General features: G+C 65.2%; 21 protein-coding genes. 11 read left to right on the top strand and 10 right to left on the bottom strand.

What is annotated here, in order from left to right; all coding sequences use genetic code 11:
- Nucleotides 1-29 precede the first annotated feature (29 nt).
- Nucleotides 30-1109 (top strand): phosphoribosylformylglycinamidine cyclo-ligase, encoded by a 1080-nt coding sequence (purM, locus tag AOT83_RS19845; protein ID WP_030094234.1) that lies wholly within the window; start codon nucleotides 30-32, stop codon nucleotides 1107-1109.
- 21 nt (nucleotides 1110-1130) lie between these two features.
- Here the strand turns inward: purM and AOT83_RS19840 are convergent, their stop codons facing one another.
- Together AOT83_RS19840 and AOT83_RS19835 are read right to left on the bottom strand one after the other, a co-directional pair.
- A complete protein-coding gene (locus tag AOT83_RS19840; protein WP_030094235.1) occupies nucleotides 1131-1310 on the bottom strand; it encodes a DUF3073 domain-containing protein in 180 nt (59 codons plus the stop codon).
- 115 nt (nucleotides 1311-1425) lie between these two features.
- On the bottom strand, nucleotides 1426-2520 hold the full coding sequence (locus AOT83_RS19835) for a folate-binding protein YgfZ (RefSeq protein ID WP_057965203.1): 1095 nt from the start codon (nucleotides 2518-2520) through the stop codon (nucleotides 1426-1428).
- A gap of 37 nt (nucleotides 2521-2557) precedes the next feature.
- Between AOT83_RS19835 and AOT83_RS19830 the strand changes: the two genes are divergently transcribed.
- Nucleotides 2558-3412, top strand: a complete 855-nt coding sequence (locus tag AOT83_RS19830; protein WP_057965202.1) for an aminodeoxychorismate lyase — start codon at nucleotides 2558-2560, stop codon at nucleotides 3410-3412.
- Nucleotides 3413-3715: 303 nt separating this feature from the next.
- On the opposite strand, the gene AOT83_RS19825 is transcribed toward AOT83_RS19830, so the two are convergent.
- Together AOT83_RS19825 and AOT83_RS27920 are read right to left on the bottom strand one after the other, a co-directional pair.
- Nucleotides 3716-4333, bottom strand: coding sequence for an FABP family protein (locus AOT83_RS19825; RefSeq protein WP_030094238.1), 618 nt, complete (start codon nucleotides 4331-4333; stop codon nucleotides 3716-3718).
- Entirely contained in the window at nucleotides 4330-4485 is a 156-nt protein-coding gene (locus tag AOT83_RS27920; protein WP_162269692.1) for a hypothetical protein, read from the bottom strand. Before AOT83_RS27920 ends, AOT83_RS19825 begins: the two co-directional genes overlap by 4 nt.
- 195 nt (nucleotides 4486-4680) lie before the next feature.
- On the opposite strand from AOT83_RS27920, the gene AOT83_RS19820 reads away from it, so the two are divergent.
- Nucleotides 4681-5055, top strand: coding sequence for a hypothetical protein (locus AOT83_RS19820; protein WP_078313682.1), 375 nt, complete (start codon nucleotides 4681-4683; stop codon nucleotides 5053-5055).
- Nucleotides 5056-5208: 153 nt separating this feature from the next.
- Entirely contained in the window at nucleotides 5209-5556 is a 348-nt protein-coding gene (locus tag AOT83_RS19815) for a hypothetical protein (RefSeq protein ID WP_030094241.1), read from the top strand.
- A gap of 45 nt (nucleotides 5557-5601) precedes the next feature.
- Here AOT83_RS19815 and AOT83_RS19810 read toward each other — a convergent pair whose 3' ends face one another.
- Nucleotides 5602-6255 carry a response regulator transcription factor gene (locus tag AOT83_RS19810; RefSeq protein ID WP_057965201.1) on the bottom strand — a complete coding sequence of 218 codons (654 nt, stop codon included), beginning with the start codon at nucleotides 6253-6255 and terminating at the stop codon, nucleotides 5602-5604.
- 230 nt (nucleotides 6256-6485) lie between these two features.
- Here AOT83_RS19810 and AOT83_RS19805 point away from each other — a divergent pair, with 230 nt between their 5' ends.
- The 4 genes from AOT83_RS19805 to AOT83_RS19790 all read left to right on the top strand — a co-directional run bounded on the left by AOT83_RS19805 (nucleotide 6486) and on the right by AOT83_RS19790 (nucleotide 10030).
- Complete coding sequence (locus AOT83_RS19805) at nucleotides 6486-7844, top strand: DUF4118 domain-containing protein (RefSeq protein WP_234921063.1); 1359 nt, start codon at nucleotides 6486-6488, stop codon at nucleotides 7842-7844.
- A 322-nt stretch (nucleotides 7845-8166) separates the two neighbouring features.
- The gene (locus AOT83_RS19800; protein WP_030094244.1) at nucleotides 8167-8823 is read left to right on the top strand and encodes an MspA family porin; all 657 of its coding nucleotides are present in this window, start codon (nucleotides 8167-8169) and stop codon (nucleotides 8821-8823) included.
- A gap of 18 nt (nucleotides 8824-8841) precedes the next feature.
- Nucleotides 8842-9420: a hypothetical protein gene (locus AOT83_RS19795; RefSeq protein WP_057965200.1), complete on the top strand. Its 579-nt coding sequence runs from the start codon at nucleotides 8842-8844 to the stop codon at nucleotides 9418-9420.
- 40 nt (nucleotides 9421-9460) lie between these two features.
- Nucleotides 9461-10030 (top strand): hypothetical protein, encoded by a 570-nt coding sequence (locus AOT83_RS19790; protein ID WP_057965199.1) that lies wholly within the window; start codon nucleotides 9461-9463, stop codon nucleotides 10028-10030.
- 102 nt (nucleotides 10031-10132) lie between these two features.
- Here AOT83_RS19790 and AOT83_RS19785 read toward each other — a convergent pair whose 3' ends face one another.
- From AOT83_RS19785 to lmeA, 5 genes are all read right to left on the bottom strand, one after another.
- A complete protein-coding gene (locus AOT83_RS19785; RefSeq protein WP_005064245.1) occupies nucleotides 10133-10438 on the bottom strand; it encodes a DUF1416 domain-containing protein in 306 nt (101 codons plus the stop codon).
- A gap of 2 nt (nucleotides 10439-10440) precedes the next feature.
- Nucleotides 10441-11274, bottom strand: a complete 834-nt coding sequence (locus AOT83_RS19780; protein ID WP_030094247.1) for a sulfurtransferase — start codon at nucleotides 11272-11274, stop codon at nucleotides 10441-10443.
- Nucleotides 11275-11314: 40 nt separating this feature from the next.
- Nucleotides 11315-11788 (bottom strand): DUF4395 domain-containing protein, encoded by a 474-nt coding sequence (locus AOT83_RS19775; RefSeq protein ID WP_030094248.1) that lies wholly within the window; start codon nucleotides 11786-11788, stop codon nucleotides 11315-11317.
- Between the two features lie 166 nt (nucleotides 11789-11954).
- A complete protein-coding gene (locus AOT83_RS19770) occupies nucleotides 11955-12374 on the bottom strand; it encodes a thioredoxin family protein (protein ID WP_078313684.1) in 420 nt (139 codons plus the stop codon).
- 44 nt (nucleotides 12375-12418) lie between these two features.
- Entirely contained in the window at nucleotides 12419-13216 is a 798-nt protein-coding gene (gene lmeA, locus AOT83_RS19765) for a mannan chain length control protein LmeA (RefSeq protein WP_030094250.1), read from the bottom strand.
- 150 nt (nucleotides 13217-13366) lie between these two features.
- Between lmeA and AOT83_RS19760 the strand changes: the two genes are divergently transcribed.
- From AOT83_RS19760 to pstS, 3 genes are all read left to right on the top strand, one after another.
- Nucleotides 13367-14185, top strand: coding sequence for a response regulator transcription factor (locus AOT83_RS19760; protein WP_030094251.1), 819 nt, complete (start codon nucleotides 13367-13369; stop codon nucleotides 14183-14185).
- A gap of 20 nt (nucleotides 14186-14205) precedes the next feature.
- Entirely contained in the window at nucleotides 14206-15099 is an 894-nt protein-coding gene (mshD, locus tag AOT83_RS19755) for a mycothiol synthase (protein ID WP_057965197.1), read from the top strand.
- A 168-nt stretch (nucleotides 15100-15267) separates the two neighbouring features.
- Nucleotides 15268-16407 (top strand): phosphate ABC transporter substrate-binding protein PstS, encoded by a 1140-nt coding sequence (pstS, locus tag AOT83_RS19750; RefSeq protein ID WP_057965196.1) that lies wholly within the window; start codon nucleotides 15268-15270, stop codon nucleotides 16405-16407.
- Nucleotides 16408-16425 lie beyond the last annotated feature (18 nt).

The following is a 16425-nucleotide window of genomic DNA, read 5'->3' as shown; positions in this document are numbered from 1 at the left end:
CAGCTGGGACAGGTAGCCTAAGGCCCGATATGAGCGAGCGAGCCGACAAACCCAGTAACTCGTACGCCGCGGCCGGTGTGGATATCGAAGCCGGCGACCGGGCGGTCGAGCTGTTCAAGAAATCCGTCGCCAAGACCCACCGCCCCGAGGTGCTGGGGGGTATCGGCGGCTTCGCCGGGCTGTTCGCCCTCAAGGGCGGGTACCGCGAGCCAGTGCTCGCGGCCTCCACCGATGGCGTCGGCACCAAGATCGCCGTCGCGCAGGCCATGGACAAGCGCGACACCGTTGGCCTGGACCTGGTGGCCATGGTTGTCGATGACCTCGTGGTGTGCGGTGCCGAGCCGCTCTTCCTGCAGGACTACATCGCCGTCGGCAAGGTGGTGCCCGAACGCGTCAGTGAGCTGGTCGCCGGCATCGCCGAAGGATGCGCCATTGCAGGCTGCGCGCTGCTCGGTGGCGAGACCGCCGAGCATCCGGGTCTGATGGCTCCCGATGATTTCGACCTGTCGGCCACCGGTGTCGGCATCGTCGAAGCAGACCGGGTGCTCGGACCCGACCGGGTGCGTCCGGGCGATGTCGTGATCGCGATGAGGTCCTCGGGCCTGCATTCCAACGGGTACTCACTGGCGCGGCACGTGCTGCTGGAGATCGACCGGATGGACCTGTTCGGACAGGTCGAGGAGTTCGGCCGCACCCTCGGCGAGGAACTCCTCGAGCCCACCCGCATCTACGCCAAGGACTGCCTGGCGCTGGCGGCCGAGACCGAGGTGCGGACCTTCTGCCATGTCACCGGTGGCGGACTCGCGGGCAACCTGGCCCGGGTCATCCCCGACGGATTGGTCGCCGAGCTCGAGCGCGGTAGTTGGACCCCGGGCCCGATCTTCGCGATGATCGCCCAGCGAGGCCGGATCGAGCGTGCCGAGATGGAGAAGACCTTCAACATGGGCGTCGGTATGGTCGCCGTCGTCGCACCCGAAGACGTGGACAGGGCGCTCGCCGTCCTGACCGCACGGCACATCGACTGCTGGACCCTCGGCACGATCAAGAAGTCGGGCAAGGATTCGGGCAGCGAAAATGCGGTGCTGGTGGGCCAGCACCCGAGGTTCTAGGGAGAAGAGATACCTGGAGCCTTAGCGGCGCCAGGCGTCCTCGTCTTCAGTCCAGCGATCGCCGGTGCGGTCATCGTCCGGCTGTGATACCGGAGCCCCCGAAAGCTCACGGCGGAGTTGCTCGAGATCCGTGTTAGGAGAGCTGTATTTCAGCTCGCGAGCAACCTTGGTCTGCTTTGCCTTTGCCCGGCCGCGGCCCATGGGGGAACCCCCTCGCGCAATAGCGGAGCGGCCCGATTTCAGGGCGGCTCCGGTGGAGTTTGTTTATCGATCCTGACGATAGTTTAGCGTGCCGATCCACCAACTGCTGCACGCCCTAACCGCCCGGTTGGGCCGAACCTTGTCGCAGACGGTTGACCGCCTCGCGTCCAGGCTGCTGACCATGCAGTTCGGGCAGTAGATCGAGGTCGATCGCGGCCGCCGCCGGCCCGGCCGTGAGGGGCGTCTGATCGCCCTTGGCGAGGGCCTCGACCACCGGACGTTTGAGCAGAGCCAGGGCGATGGGGCCCAGGTCAACATGGTCGACCACCGAGCCCACCCGGCCCACCGAACGCCCGCCGGCAGCCACCTCGTCACCGGGGGATGGGCGATCGGCAGAGCCATCAAGATGTAGCAACACCAGCACCCGTGGTGGCTTGCCCAGATTGTGGACCCGGGCCACGGTCTCCTGCCCGCGGTAGCAGCCCTTGGCCAGATGGACGGCTCGGGGATCGTCGTCGACCGCGATCCACGCCACCTCATGCGGGATGGTCCGCTCGTCGGTGTCGAGGGACAGTCGTGGCCGCGCGGCGGCGACGCGAAGCGCCTCGAATGCCCACAGCCCGGCGGGGCGTAGGCCAAGGCGTTCGGGGAGCTTGTGACCGGGGGGCACCAGCAGATCGAATGTCGCATCGGGCAGTGGCCACGGCATGCGCCTGATGAGGCCGCCGCCGGGCAGCGCGACCGCACGCTCGAATCCGGGGAGCGCCGTGATGCCCAGCTTTGCGGCCAGGCCGGAGGTGTCCGGTCCCAGCAGGGTGAAGAGCGTCAGTTCGGACGACGAGACCTCGACCTTCGCCCAGAACACCATCTTGGTGAGGAAATCCTTCAGTGCCTGGCCCCGCCATGGCTCGGTATCCAGATACGTGACGCCGTCCAGATCGGTTTGCACCCAGTGGTCCTCCACACGTCCCTGCCCGTCGAGACTGAGGTTCTCGCGCGTCTGGCCGTCCTGCAGATCGGCGACATGCTGACTGGAGATCGTGTGCAACCAGCTCAGCCGTTCGGCGCCGGTCAGGGTGATGACGGGACGCGTCGATTGATCGACAAGAACGGCACTGGTCAGGGCGGCCCGCTGCTCGCCGAGGGGGTCGCCGTAGTGCCACACCGCACCGGTGTCGGGGTTACCTTCAGGGACGTAGATGGCCGTCATGATGTTTTCAACTCTACGACCGCTAATCTCATTGCCCATGGCGGTAGCGGTGCTGGTCACACTCGACGGTGAAGTGCACGACCCGACGGTGCCGTTGTTGTATGCCGATGAGCTCGCCGCCGTTCGTGGCGATGGCGCGTTCGAGACGCTGTTGGTGCGGGGCGGTGTCGTCTGCAAGCTGGAGGCGCATCTGGACCGGATGGCCGCGTCGGCCGCAGCGATGGATCTATCCGAACCTGATCGGCCCGCCTGGCGCACGGCGGTTGAGATTGGTGTGCGGCAATGGAACTCGACATCAAGCGCGGATGCGATGCTACGCCTGGTGTACACCCGTGGGCGTGAAAGTGGCGGGGGTGCAACGGCATATCTGACCATCGCGCCGGTGCCCGAGCGGTCGCTGCTGGCGCGTCGCGATGGCGTCTCGGTGATCACCCTGGATCGTGGGCTGCCCGCGCAGCCCGCCGATCCGCTGCCCTGGTTGCTGTCGGGGGCCAAGACATTGTCCTACGCAGTCAACATGTCCGCGCTGCGGTACGCCGAAACTCAAGGGGCTCAGGACGTCATCTTCGTCAGTTCGGACGGATTCGTGCTCGAGGGCCCGCGCTCGACGGTCATCGTGGACACCGGTGACGCACTGGTCACCCCTTTTCCGGAGCACGGAATCTTGCACGGAACCACTCAGCGTGCGCTCTTCGAAGTGGCTGCGGCCGAGGGCATCCCATGCCGGTACGAGGCCGTGAAGCCCGCCGATCTAGTTGCCGCCCAAGATGTTTGGATGCTGGCCAGCATCACGCTTGCGGCCCGGGTGCGTACGCTCGATGGTGCCGACCGTCCCGCGGGGCCGCTGGCGGCGCGGCTGCCCGAGTTGGTCGACAAGGCCATCACGCTCTAGTTCTGATCGCCAGTTCGGATCGCCGCAGAATAAATCGGTTGTCGCACACGCTCTTGCGTCGTACCGTCGTCGGTACACAAGGAAGGAGGTGGTCCGACAAATTGATTGCTTATTGGACATGTGAGGTGGCTGCTCGCTAGCTGCAGCCATGTGCTGCGGTGGGCAAATCCACGGCAGCCACCCGGCCCCCGAACCCTCGATTAGTCCGATCGAGCCGAACGGTTCGGGGGCCGCCCCCTTTTCTGGGGCGGCCGGAAAGACGTCACTGAGGTACCCGGCTACGAGCCGCCAGGCGGGGAAGTTCTAGCCCGCGAAACGCGACAACCGTGCCGACAGATGCGGTGACAGACCGCCGTCGGCGCCCACTCGCTCTTCGACATAGGCCAGGTCGCCACCGTCGACGATGCCGTATAGACGCTTGGCCCCGCCGATGAGTGCTCCGGACTTACTCCGGGCCAGCGCATCGGTGACCAACTCCCAGGACGAGGCATTGCGCGGATAGCCATAGAACAGCTCGACGAAACCCGCGGCATGTGCCAGCACCAGTTCGATGGCCTGTTTTTCATCGGGATCATCGGGATCGGGCGCGAACCGCCAGAATCCGCTCTCGCGCAGGGTCAGCCTCTCGAAATGTCCGTCGGCATCCAGACGCCATGAGCGCGAATCCCACGTGAGATAGTCGCTGCCGTCGTGCGCGACGATGATCTGCTGCCCAAAGCGGTAGTCGCCGTCGGCATCCCTGCCTTCGCCCTCGCCGCGCCACACCCCGACCAGGGGCAGCAGCGCAAGCATTGCCTGGTTGAGGTCCGGGCCCTCGCGCAGGTTCGCGGTATCGGCAGGGGCGGGAAGGTCTTGAAAGGTGGGGACGTTCCGGCCCACCGATGGCCGCGGCTCGGCGGCGGTCGGATCTGGTTCCGTCACGACTCGTCGGTGATCAGCCGGTACAGCGCGTACAGCGCGAACCAGGTGATGACGACAACGGCAGCCACCAACGCGATCTCGAAGAAGAGCACCACGGAAAGGGAGCTTACCTGGGACAACGGTGTGACCCACAACTCGCCGGGTAACGTCACATTCAGCTACTGCGATGGAGGGGTGTGAGGATCTTGTGGAGCCGATTCTTAGCTGCGTTTTTCGCGCCCTTTGCGGTGTCTGTGGGGCTTGTGGCAGCGCCCGTAGCGAATGCGCAACCACCCAAGTTCCCGGACGTCGACTCCTATCCCGCGGTCGACCTCGGCGACTACCGGGTGATCGGCGCGCACCCGAGCATGTCGGGCTGGGTGTTCAGCACTCCCGGCGGCCTCGCCTGCCAGAGCAACATGATCGCGGATCTGGGGGTGTCGTGTACCGGGGGGATCGTGGGAGCCGGCCAGGGCATGAACTCGGTGGCGGTGTCATTGACCAAGCCGGGTCTCATCGCACAGTACGACCAGACGCCCAACGATCGCGCCTACCCGCTGTTACCCACCGGGTCCAAGATCGCGCCGGGTAACGGCGTCGTCTGTGCGGTCATCGCCGAGGATGCGCTGGCGTGCCAGGCCAAGAAACCCGATTCCTGGCCAAAGGACACACCGGATCCGCCGGACCGGCATTACGGCGAGCACGGATTCGTCGTGCAGCCTTCCGGCAGCTGGTCCTACTAGCGCACGCTCCCGATCTTTGGGGGTAATCCCCCATGAACATTGGGTGTCCGTCTGGATGCCCGCTGCCGGTGCACGCAGGACGATTGCCCGGTGGGCGTCGTGAATAAGAAATCAACTGTGTGGCAATCAGAATCAGTACTCCGGGGCATCGGCATGGGTCTGGTCAGTCTCGCGCTCGTGGTGGCGACGCCGGGTCTTGCGTATGCGGCGACCGACAAGCCCACCCCGGTGCCATCGCCGAATCACGATGGTGAATGGCTCGACGGAGGCATGGCCCCGTCCGAAGCGCAGCAACCGCGCGACAGTGCCGGTGGTTGGGTCGACCATCCCGATGGCACTGGGCCACAGTGCATGGACAGGGGTGTCATCTGCCGTACGGGAATCTGGTACCCCGACCAGGTTCAGAGTCAGCGCGGCCAGCCCGAATGGGCACAGCTGCCTGACGCCACCGGTCCCGAATGCGAGAACCCGGGCGTTGTCTGTGGAAACACTGCGTCATAGGTCGGCCGGAAAACCTTCGGGGACAGTCGATTTACCTGTCCGGGATCAGCTGCCCGCCAGGAAGGTGATCACCGCCAGCACCCGGCGGTGATACTCGTCGGTTTCGGTGAGATTCAACTTCGTCATCACATTGTGGACGTGCTTTTCGACGGTGCTTTCCGTAATCCACAGTCTGCGGGCGATACCGGCATTGGAGTAGCCCTCGGCCATCACCCCCAGTACCTCCCGTTCCCGTTGACTCAGGGCGTCGATCGGGTGATCCTGGCGGCGCGTCAACACCAGCTCTCTGACCAGTGCTGGATCCAGTACCGCGGCCCCGCCGGCAATCCGGTTCAGTGCGTCAAGGAACTCCGCGACATCACCGATGCGGCTCTTGAGGAGGTAGCCGCGTCCACCGCCGGTGGCTACGAGCTCGATCGCGTACTCCACTTCCACATGCGCGGAAAGGACCAGCACCCCGATTTCGGGGAATTCCTTGTGTATCGCCCGGGCTGCGTCGAGTCCCTCCGTGGTGTGCGCCGGCGGCATCCGGATATCCGTGACGACGAGGTCGGGCCGTTGAGCCCTGACCAAGGCCATCAGGTCGACGGCATCGCGTGCCTGACCGACAACCTCGAAACTCGAACGTTCGAGAAGGCTGGCAATCCCTTCACGAAGGAGTACGTCATCATCGGCGATTACCACCCGCAAGGCGACCACAGCGACAGGGTAGCCGCGCAACCTGCGTGGCTATATTCGAAGTGGCGGGACGTATCTGGGTCCCGGAGGTAAGGAAGTTTCCCGACGTGACCCCCACCATCTCAACGCTGCCGCTGGGGCGGTCCAGGGTGGCCGGCGACGCGGTCGGCGATGACCACCGCGCATCGTCACCCAGACTGCGGGGGTGGCTGACCCTGCCTTTTCGGCCGGGTGCGCCCCCTTCGGCGACTCTGGGAATCCTGGTGGCCGCAGGCTTTCTCGTCTGCGAAACCGTTGCCGCGCTGCTGCTGCGGCAGATCGCGCCCACCGAACGCATGGGCACCATCTACCTTCTGGGCATCCTGGTCGTATCGGCGATCTGGGGCCTGCGGCTCGCGGTGCTCACCTCCATCGCCAGTGCCATCACGTTCGACTACGTCCGGGATTGGCCGAACGGTCACGTGCTGTCGGTTGAGCTGCAAAACGGCGTGGTGCACGTGATTTTCCTGGTTGCCGCGCTGGTCGCCAATGGGTTGGCAAGCCTGGCTCGTGCACGCACCAACGAGGTCGAAGCGCGCCGCCGGGAGGCGGCCGCTATCGCCGAGCAACAGGCCGGGTTGCGCCGAATAGCGACGCTGGTCGCGCGTGAGGTACCGCCAGCGGAGGTCTTCGCGGCGTTGGTCGACGAGATGGTTCATTGTCTGCACGCCGACACCGCGGTTCTGTTGCGTTACGAGGCGGGCAACAACGTCACCATCGTCGCGGCATCCGGCGAGGTAGGGATCGGCCACGTCCCGGGAACCCAGCTCACGCTGGATGACGATGCGCCTCCCGGGGAAGCGCTGGCATTCGGTGCCAGCTTGTCTACCCCGATCCGTGTGGGCGGGAACACCTGGGGGGCCGCGGTCTTACGGGGGGACGGCCTTGAGGTTGCGCCCGTCAATGACTTTGCCGATCTGGCGGCCACCGCCATCGCGAACGCTCACACCCGCGAAGAGCTCACGGCCTCTCGCGCGCGGATCGTGACAGCAGCCGATGAGGCACGTCGTCGCCTGGAGCGCGATTTGCACGACGGTGTCCAGCAGCGCCTGGCCTCGCTGCGACTGCGGCTCGGCATGATGACAGCGGAGCTGCCGGTTGGTGTTCCGGACCTGGCCAGCCAACTGGCCGAGTTGAATGCCGGATTGGTCGGCGTCGCCGAAGACCTTCAGGAATTCTCGCGGGGTGTTCACCCGGCGATCCTGTCCAGCGGCTTGCGGCCCGCATTGTGCACGCTGGCTCGGCGTTCGGCTGTTCCGGTCACCATCGAGGTGAATGTCGACGGTGCCGTGGGCGAGTCGGTGGAGATGGCCGCCTACTACGTGCTGGCGGAGGCACTTGCCAACGCCGCCAAACACTCCGCGGCCAGTGGGGTGCGGGTTTCGGTGCGATGCGAGGGGCCCAATCTCTGTATGGTCATTCGCGATGACGGGGTGGGTGGGGCCAATCCGCGTAAAGGTTCGGGACTCGTTGGGCTGACGGACAGGGTCGAAGCACTCGGTGGGCAGTTGAGCGTGTCCAGCCCCGTCGGGCGCGGCACTTCCCTGGACATTTCGATTCCGATCCGCTGATTGGGTTGCCGCAGCGTGTGCGTGTGGGGGGTAACCCCACCTGCCCAATAGTGGTAAACCGCAACAAATTTCGCGTTTAGGCTCCGTTAACCGAGATTCGAGACGGCGTTAACGGCTCTCTAGCTAGATGAGATCCGTTCAGTGGGAGAGCGTTTATCGGGCAATGGGCGCAGCATTTTAATTTCTGGATCTCTTTGCGAATCCTTCCTGATGGGCAAATTGTGCCCGAAGCATGAACCGGAATTGCGGCTGAATTATGCCTGCCTGAATGGGTGCTTCTCATTGACGTGTTGCAGATATCGAAACCATTGGAAAGGGTCACATGGCGGGAATGCTGGATCGATTTACACGCGCTGCATGTGTTGTGGCAGTGCTCTGCTCCATGGCGGCAATGGAAGCGCCCGCGGCATTAGCGGAACCGGTGACCATGCTGCCGGAGGACCTGGATCAGGTGACGCCGGATGGCTGGCATATTCATTTGAATAGTTACAACGAGGTCGTCAACTCGATCCCAAACCTCGCCAATGCCACGAACTCCCGTGAGGCCTTCGTTAACCTCTACTCTTCGGCGACCGTCAGCGGCGGGCAGGGCTCGATTCTGGACAGCCTCTTCATCATGGGATACCAGTTGGGCTGTCAGTCCGACGTGTCCAGCGGGCTGCAGCTGGGTGGTGCCGTGTCCGGGGGTGTGAGCGGCACGGGCTCGCTGGGCTCGAGCAACTCCATCGGCGGATCGGCAGGAGCTGGTGCCACGGGATACGTGCAGACAGATCTGGAACCCGGCGTCATCGTTGATCTGCCGATGTCGAACATGGCGCTCAATCCCGCGGGCCGGGCAACACTGGATGTGACGAACCTGCATGTCAAGGTGGACGCCTGCGGTGGGGACGTCACCATCCGGTCCTACGGCTACCTGCGGATCTCGACCACCAATGCCCATTCCTCGTACGCCATCTATGGCGAACCCATCAAGATCTAGACGAGGACGGTCACCCGAATGGCATCACGCATCAGCAAGAGCACGGGAGTGCTCGTCGCTCTCCTCGGCGCGGGTCTCGTCCTCGCACCGACCGCACTCGCCGCCCCGTCGCCACCTGTCCCTCCGGGGCCGCCGCCGGGGTACGACGGGCTCCCGTACCACAACATGCCGGGCCGGATCGGTCACCAGCCCGGCGCTTACACCTACATCCTCGGCTTCTGGATGCGGCCGCGCCGCGTCCTGGATGCGGCCGGCACCAGCGCCATGAGCAATACCGATTCGGCGTCGGCCGAGTACGGAATGCCCGGCTCGGAACTCGGTGTCGAACCGCTGCGCAACTCGACGCTGGGAGTCGCGCCGGGTGTGCGGCCGGAATCGCCGATGGACTCGATCGGTGCGCCCGATCCCTCCGCCGGTGTGGTGCCTGGTGCCAGCCCGCCCGGTGGCGTCCCAGGTGGCCTGGAAGATCCCGTCCCGGGCACCCATCAACCACCACCGGCTGCCGACAGCGAGTCCGTCCAGCCGAAGGACAACGGAACCATCGCGCCCGGCTCACTCAACAGTGGTCCGGACCTCGGCTCTGCCGCATCGCACTGAATTGTCCTGCACCGCAATACAACACGAGGGATCTGAGAGTATGAGAGCTCGAATTCGCCAGGCCGGTGTCATCGCGGCGTTCGTGGGCGCTGGCGTACTGGGCGCGCCCATCGCCGCGGCCGACCCGTCCGTTCCGGGAGACCCCACCGGGCAGATCTACACGCCGCCCGGATACATCGGCTATTACCCCGGTGTCTATGGGTTGCAGTCCATTTGGTCGTTGACTCCGCCACCCCGAGTCCGCGACGCCGGCGGCACCAGGGCGATGACCAACGCCGACCCCATGTCATCCCATGTGGGTATGCCGGGCGATCGGCTGGGTGTGCAACTGAAGCATGTGACGGTCAAGCCCCATGAAGCCGGTCCGCTCGGGCAGGTGTTTGGCGCCCGTCCGTCGTCGCCCATGCAGCGGACCGACGCACCGGAGGCCGCCGGAGGTACCGCGCCGGGGGCGACGGCCGCCAACGGCCGGCAGAACATCCCTACCGGGCAGCCCCTCGGTCTGGAGAATCCGGCCCCCACGGGGACCGTGCCGGATGCGCCGATGCCCGGCCTGGAGGCTCGGCAACCGGCCCGGAGCGCGGCCGCCGCGCCGGACACCGCGAACTGAATCCGTCGGGCGGTCAGCTGCTGACACGAAAAGGCACCCAGGTACGTGATCCGGGCTGAATACGTACCTGGGTGCCTTATCGAGATAGAGCGAAAAGGGCGCTCAGCTTTCGATCTTGATGTCGACCTCGTGGATCCCGGCGCCGGTGGGGCTCACCGTCGCGGTGCCGTTCCCGGCCGAGGACAACGCCCGCAGCGTCCAGTCGCCCGGTGCGGCGAAGAACCGGAAGTCGCCGGTCGCCGACGCCACCACCTCGGCGGTGAACTCATCGGAGGAATCCAGCAGGCGCACAAAAGCACCGCCCACCGTCTGGCCGTTGCCATCGACCACGCGGCCGGTGATCACGGTTTCCTTCTCCACGTCGACGCCCGCCGGAATGGCCAGGCCCTGCTTCGGTGCACTGCACATAACTAGCTTCCCAACTCGATCGGGGCTCCCACCAGAGAGCCGTATTCGGTCCAACTGCCGTCGTAGTTCGTCACGTTCTGGTGTCCCAGGAGTTCCTGCAACACGAACCAGGTGTGCGAGGAACGCTCACCGATACGGCAGTACGCGATGGTTTCCTTTTCACCGTCCAGCCCCGCGTCGGCGTAGAGCTTGGCCAGCTCTTCATCCGACTTGAAGGTGCCGTCTTCGTTGGCTGCCTTGCTCCACGGGACGTTGATGGCGCCGGGGACGTGCCCCGGGCGCTGGCTCTGCTCCTGCGGGAGGTGCGCGGGAGCCAGGATCTTGCCGGAGAACTCGTCGGGCGAACGCACGTCGACCAGGTTCTTGGCACCGATGGCGGCGATCACCTCGTCGCGGAAAGCGCGGATGGAGTTATCCGGGGCGGCGGCCTGGTAGGACGTCGCGGGCCGGGAGACGGTGTCGGTGGACAGCGCGCGGCCATCCAGCTCCCACTTCTTGCGGCCGCCGTCGAGCAGCTTCACGTCCTGGTGCCCGTACAGCTTGAAGTACCAGTAGGCGTACGCGGCGAACCAGTTGTTGTTGCCGCCGTAGAGGACCACGGTGTCGTCATTGCTGATGCCCTTGTCGGACAGCAGCTTCGAGAACTGCTGCTGGTCGACGAAGTCACGCTTGACCGCGTCCTGCAGATCGGTCTTCCAGTCCAGCCTGACGGCGCCCTCGATGTGGCCGACGTCGTACGCGCTGGTGTCCTCGTCCACCTCCACGAACACCGTGTTAGGGGCGGAAAGGTTGTCTTGCGCCCATTGGGCGGAGACCAGTACGTCAGAGCGTGCCATGCAGGGGTTCCTTTCAGGGTAATTAGTTGGTTTTGTCGGGTTACTGAGCCGACGGTTGTGTGCGGCGAAAACGGGTGACGAGAGGGTACAGCTGGCAGCCCAGGCAGATGCCGAAGGCGGCGTTCAAGAAGGCAGCGCCCAGCGCGAACGCCGTCGCGATCAAGCCGAGCAATGTGACGCCGGTGGCGAAACCGATGGTTCCGACCGCGGCGAAGGTGAAGCCCAGCAGTTGGGCGAACTGCAGCGGCGGGATGGGCTCGCGCTCGGTCACCGGGCTCAGCCTGGGCTGAATCAGCGTCCGGAAGATAGTCCCGTAGGGGCCGCGATGCGGCCCGAGTAGCGCGCCGATCGCAAAGACCACCGCTTGGAGTCCCAGGATGACCGCGGCCGACACCGGCGACACGGCAGATACCGCCAGGGTGACGATGAGAACAGTGGTGGTGACCCAGGCGACGAAGCGGGGTCCGCGAACGTCAACCTGCGTGATTGCGGGCGTTGAGTTGGCAGTGGTCATGGGTTGTTGTGCTCCTGAGGGTGGCGGATATGGCTACACCTGTTACGGCACACTCGAAGGTGGCCGCGATTAGCAGCAACAACAGCAGCAGCCCGCGACGCGGCACAGATCGACGGCGCGTCGTTTGGTGAGCATCGGCTCAAGGCGGGCTTGCACGGCGACGAGTTTACCCCGGCTGCGTCAGGCCTTGCAGGGCAGTGCGCAGGTCCGCGGCCTTCGGTACTCCTGAGACTCGATATGCCTGCCGTCCGCTGGCATCGAAGATGAAGGTGGTCGGCAGTGACAAGACCGACAGGGTCCGAGCCGCGTCGGGGTTTGCGTCGATATCGACCTCTATATGCGCCACCTCGGGCTGCTCGGCCGAGACCTGGTCCACGACGCGACGGACCGCCGCGCACGGGCCACACCACACCGCGCTGAAGTGCACGATTGTCGGTCCGGTGGCCGATAGTGCGATACCTGGCGGGGCCTGCGCCTCGTCCGCGCCACCGGGACCGGCACGCAGCTTGCCGGACTTGCTCTTGATGGCGACCGCGATGAGGCTTGACGCCAGCAGCGCGACCGCGATCGCAATGACCGCGGTCACCAATGGCGATGAGCCGCTCGCCGGAAGAGCGGACAAACCTGGCGTCATGACTGCTTGAACGCGTCCAGGGAGATGGTTACTCCCTTGGCGATACCTTCGATGATCACATCTGATCCACGTGCGCCGACCGTTGTTGGTTCGATGGCAAAGGGGAGCTTCTGCCGGGGGACAACCTTGGTGAACGCGGCGAACACACCCGCCTGCTGTTCCTCGGGCACGTCGCGGTCGGCCGTTCCCGGGCCTGTGACCACGGATGTGGCGACGAACTGAAGGTCTGTCTTGTCGCGTCCCCCGACGGAGACGTCTACGGACACGGTCACCTTATGTTGGAAATCACCCGTCTTCGGAGTGCCGGTGAACAGCAGACCGGTTCCGGTGGAGATGCCCGATTCGGTGGTGCCGCCGGTGGCGTCGTTCTGTTCTTTCGGAGGTGGTTCGACGGCGAGGTCGTTGATCCCCATGAATCGACCCAGGTGATTGGAGTCGATGATGATCCGGCTCTCCACCCGATCCACCCGCAGCGGGGAGTCCGGGCGGATCAACCAGGACGCCTGGGAGATATCGATGCCGTGCAGCGTGCCTTCCAGCGTTGCCTTCCCCGTCTCGGCGTGGTCCACGCCATGCGCCTTGATCTCTACTTCCTTGTACCGGTGCGCCAGAGCCTGGGGGATGAACGGGAACACCAAGATGGCGACGGACGGATCGGAGCTCAGGTTCGCCTCGGCGCGCAGGGTCCGGGACAGCCGGTATTCGGCGTAAATCGCAAACCCGAAATCGGTGCCGGTGGCCACGATTGCCAGTGCACATACCGCCGCGATAGTGGCGATCAGGGGTTTGCGCATCTGCACATTCTGGCGTACTCCCGCGCGTTCGCGGTTCTCGGCCACGGACTGCTGGTGTTCATGCAGGCGGCTCATCCACGCTTACAAGCAGGTGGCGCGGTACATTATGGAACACCTGGAGACCGAAGCACCCGGGTGTTGGAGGGCTCGTTGGACCTGTTGCTGCTGACCGCTGACCCAAATCCGGACGCGGTGCTGCCGTCCTTGTCGCTGCTCGCCCATACCGTGCGACCAGTGCCCAGCGAGGTGTCCTCGCTGTTAGAGGCGGGCTCCGCCGACGTGGCGATCGTCGATGCGCGCACCGATCTGGCGTCGGCGCGCGGACTGTGCCGACTGCTGGGCGCGGCCGGATCCTCGGTTCCGGTGGTCGCCGTGGTCAACGAAGGCAGCCTGGTGGCAGTCAACGTCGATTGGGGTCTGGACGACATCCTGCTGCCCGGGACGGGACCCGCTGAGATCGACGCGCGACTGCGTCTGCTGGTGGGGCGCCGTGCTGGTGCGGTCAACGTGGAGAACGCCAGCAAGGTGGTGCTCGGTGAACTGGTCATCGATGAGGGCACGTACACCGCGCGGTTGCGTGGCCGCCCCCTCGACCTCACCTACAAGGAGTTCGAGCTGCTCAAGTATCTGGCGCAGCATGCCGGCCGGGTATTCACCAGGGCCCAGCTGCTTCAGGAGGTGTGGGGATACGACTTCTTCGGTGGCACCCGCACCGTGGACGTCCATGTGCGACGGCTGCGTGCAAAGCTGGGCGGTGAGTACGAATCGCTCATCGGCACCGTGCGCAATGTCGGTTACAAGGCGGTGCGCCCACCGCGCGCGAAGGGCGATGCCGGCGGATCCGAGAGTGCCGGTGCCGTGGACTCTGATGACGACGCTGAACTGGACGACGACGTGCTCGATGACGTGGATGATGACGGCGCCGACGAGGACATCACCGCCGAACCAGGGGCGCGCAACGCGGGCTGAATCACGACTAGCGTGGCGGTATGACCGAATGGGTCCCGCTTCTTGATGATCAGCGCCAATTGCAGATACGTGAGTTGATCGTCGAGGCCACTCGCGTCGACGGCATTGCCCCGGTGGGGGAGCAGGTGCTGCGGGAACTGCGTGGAACCGGGGCCAAGCATCTGGTCGCCGAGGACGGCGACGATGTGGCGGGGTACCTGAACTTGGTGCTGCCCGATGAGGGCGCCGCCGACGAGAATGTCACGGCGATGGCCGAATTGGTGGTCGTGCCGGGGGCACGGCGCCGGGGAATCGGCTCGGCGATGATCCGGCTTGCCCTCGCGGAGGGCGGTGACGGTACCCGGATCTGGGCGCATGGCGACCTTCCGCCCGCCCGCGCACTGGCCGCGACGCTCGGACTGGTCGCGTTGCGGCGACTGCACCAGATGCGCCGACCGTTGGCAGATCTGCCTGCCATCTCCGCCGATGCGAGTGTCGTAATCCGCCATTATGCTGGGCCGCAAGATGATTCGGATATTCTGCGGGTCAACAATGCCGCATTCGCCTGGCATCCGGAGCAGGGAGGCTGGGGTCAGGACGATCTGTCCGCCCGGTTTGCCGAACCGTGGTTCGATCCGGGTGGTTTGTTCCTCGCGCACGACGCACAAACCGGCGATCTTCTCGGATTTCATTGGACCAAAACGCATTTGGACAAGCCCGGAGTGGGCGAGGTGTACGTCGTCGGGGTTGACCCAGCCGCGCAGGGGCGGGGGCTAGGCCATCTGCTGACTCTGGTGGGGCTGCACCATCTGGCTGACGCCGGTCTGGGCACCGTGTTGCTGTACGTCGAGTCGGACAATGGCGCGGCCCTGCGGACATATGAGCGGCTGGGATTTGCGGTGTTCCACACCGACGCGGCATACGGTCGGGCCTGACAAGGCGTTTACCTGCGATAACGACCGGACTGTCAAGTCTGTGAGTTCACTTTCCGTTCACCTGCGGTCGGGTGCCCGTCCATCGTCTGCCTTTAGTTTCCGGGGTGCGCGTAGAAGATCCACCCTCATCACCCGTCTTCCCATCACTCATGCGAGAAAGCGAGAGCCGTGAACCTCAAGGCCGTGAATCTTAAAAGTACCGGCACCACGATCTTCGCGGCAGCCGCCGCGGTCGCCTTGACCGCTGGCCTCGCCGCCTGCGGCAGCGACAACACCACGGGGGGCTCCTCCTCGAGCGCATCGGGCGCTGCTTCCGGCTCGGGTGAGTGTGCGGGCAAGGCCAAGCTGAGCGCCGAGGGTTCGTCGGCCCAGAAGAACGCCTTCGACATCTTCGCCAACGAGTACTCGACCGCGTGCTCCGGCAAGTCGATCAACTACAACCCCACCGGCTCGGGCAAGGGACGCGATAACTTCATCGCCGGACAGGTCGACATCGGCGGCTCCGACTCGGCGCTGTCCGAAGAAGAAGCGGGCAAGGCAAAGGAGCGCTGCAGCGGCAACGAGGCGTGGAACCTGCCCGTCGTCTTCGGCCCAATTGCCTTGGCGTACAACCTTCCCGGTGTCGACAAGCTGGTTCTGAACGCGGACGCGGCCGCCAAGATCTTCACCGGCGCCATCACCACCTGGAACGACCCGGCCATCGCCGCCCTCAACCCGGGTGTGACGCTGCCGGACACCAAGGTCACCCCCGTGTACCGCAAGGACAAGTCCGGTACCAGTGAGAACTTCGGCAAGTACCTCACCACCGCCGCGCCGGAGAGCTGGACCAAGGGCAGCAGCGGTACCTGGGAGGGCGGCGCCGGTGAGAGCGCCGAGAAGTCCTCGGGTGTGGCCGAGAAGGTCAAGGCTCTGCCCGGTGCCATCACCTACGTGGAGAAGGGCTACGCCGACGACCTCAAGATGCCGTACGCCCAGATCGACAGCGGTGCCGGCGCCGTCGCGCTGACCCCGGAGACCGCCGCCGCCTCGGTGGAGACCGCCAAGTTCGCGGGCGAGGGCAACGACCTCAAGCTGGACCTGGCCTCGATCTATGGGACCAAGACAGCCGGCGCTTACCCGATCGTGCTGGCCACCTACGAGATCGTTTGCTCCAAGGGCTACAAGGACGCTGACGTCGCCGCCGCGGTGAAGTCGTTCCTGACGGTCGCGGTGAACCAGGGCCAGAAGGGTCTGGCCGATGTCGGCTACGCCCCGCTGCCCACGCAGTTCAAGTCTCGTCTGGAGACGGCCATCAAGGCGCTCTCTTAGCAGCTGATTCGTCCCCAC

This window comes from Mycobacteroides sp. H001, assembly GCF_001440005.1.
Classification (GTDB): Bacteria; Actinomycetota; Actinomycetes; order Mycobacteriales; family Mycobacteriaceae; genus Mycobacterium; species Mycobacterium gwanakae.
The sequence above is the reverse complement of the archived record's forward strand: the minus strand, read 5'-3'. Positions and strand labels throughout refer to the sequence as shown.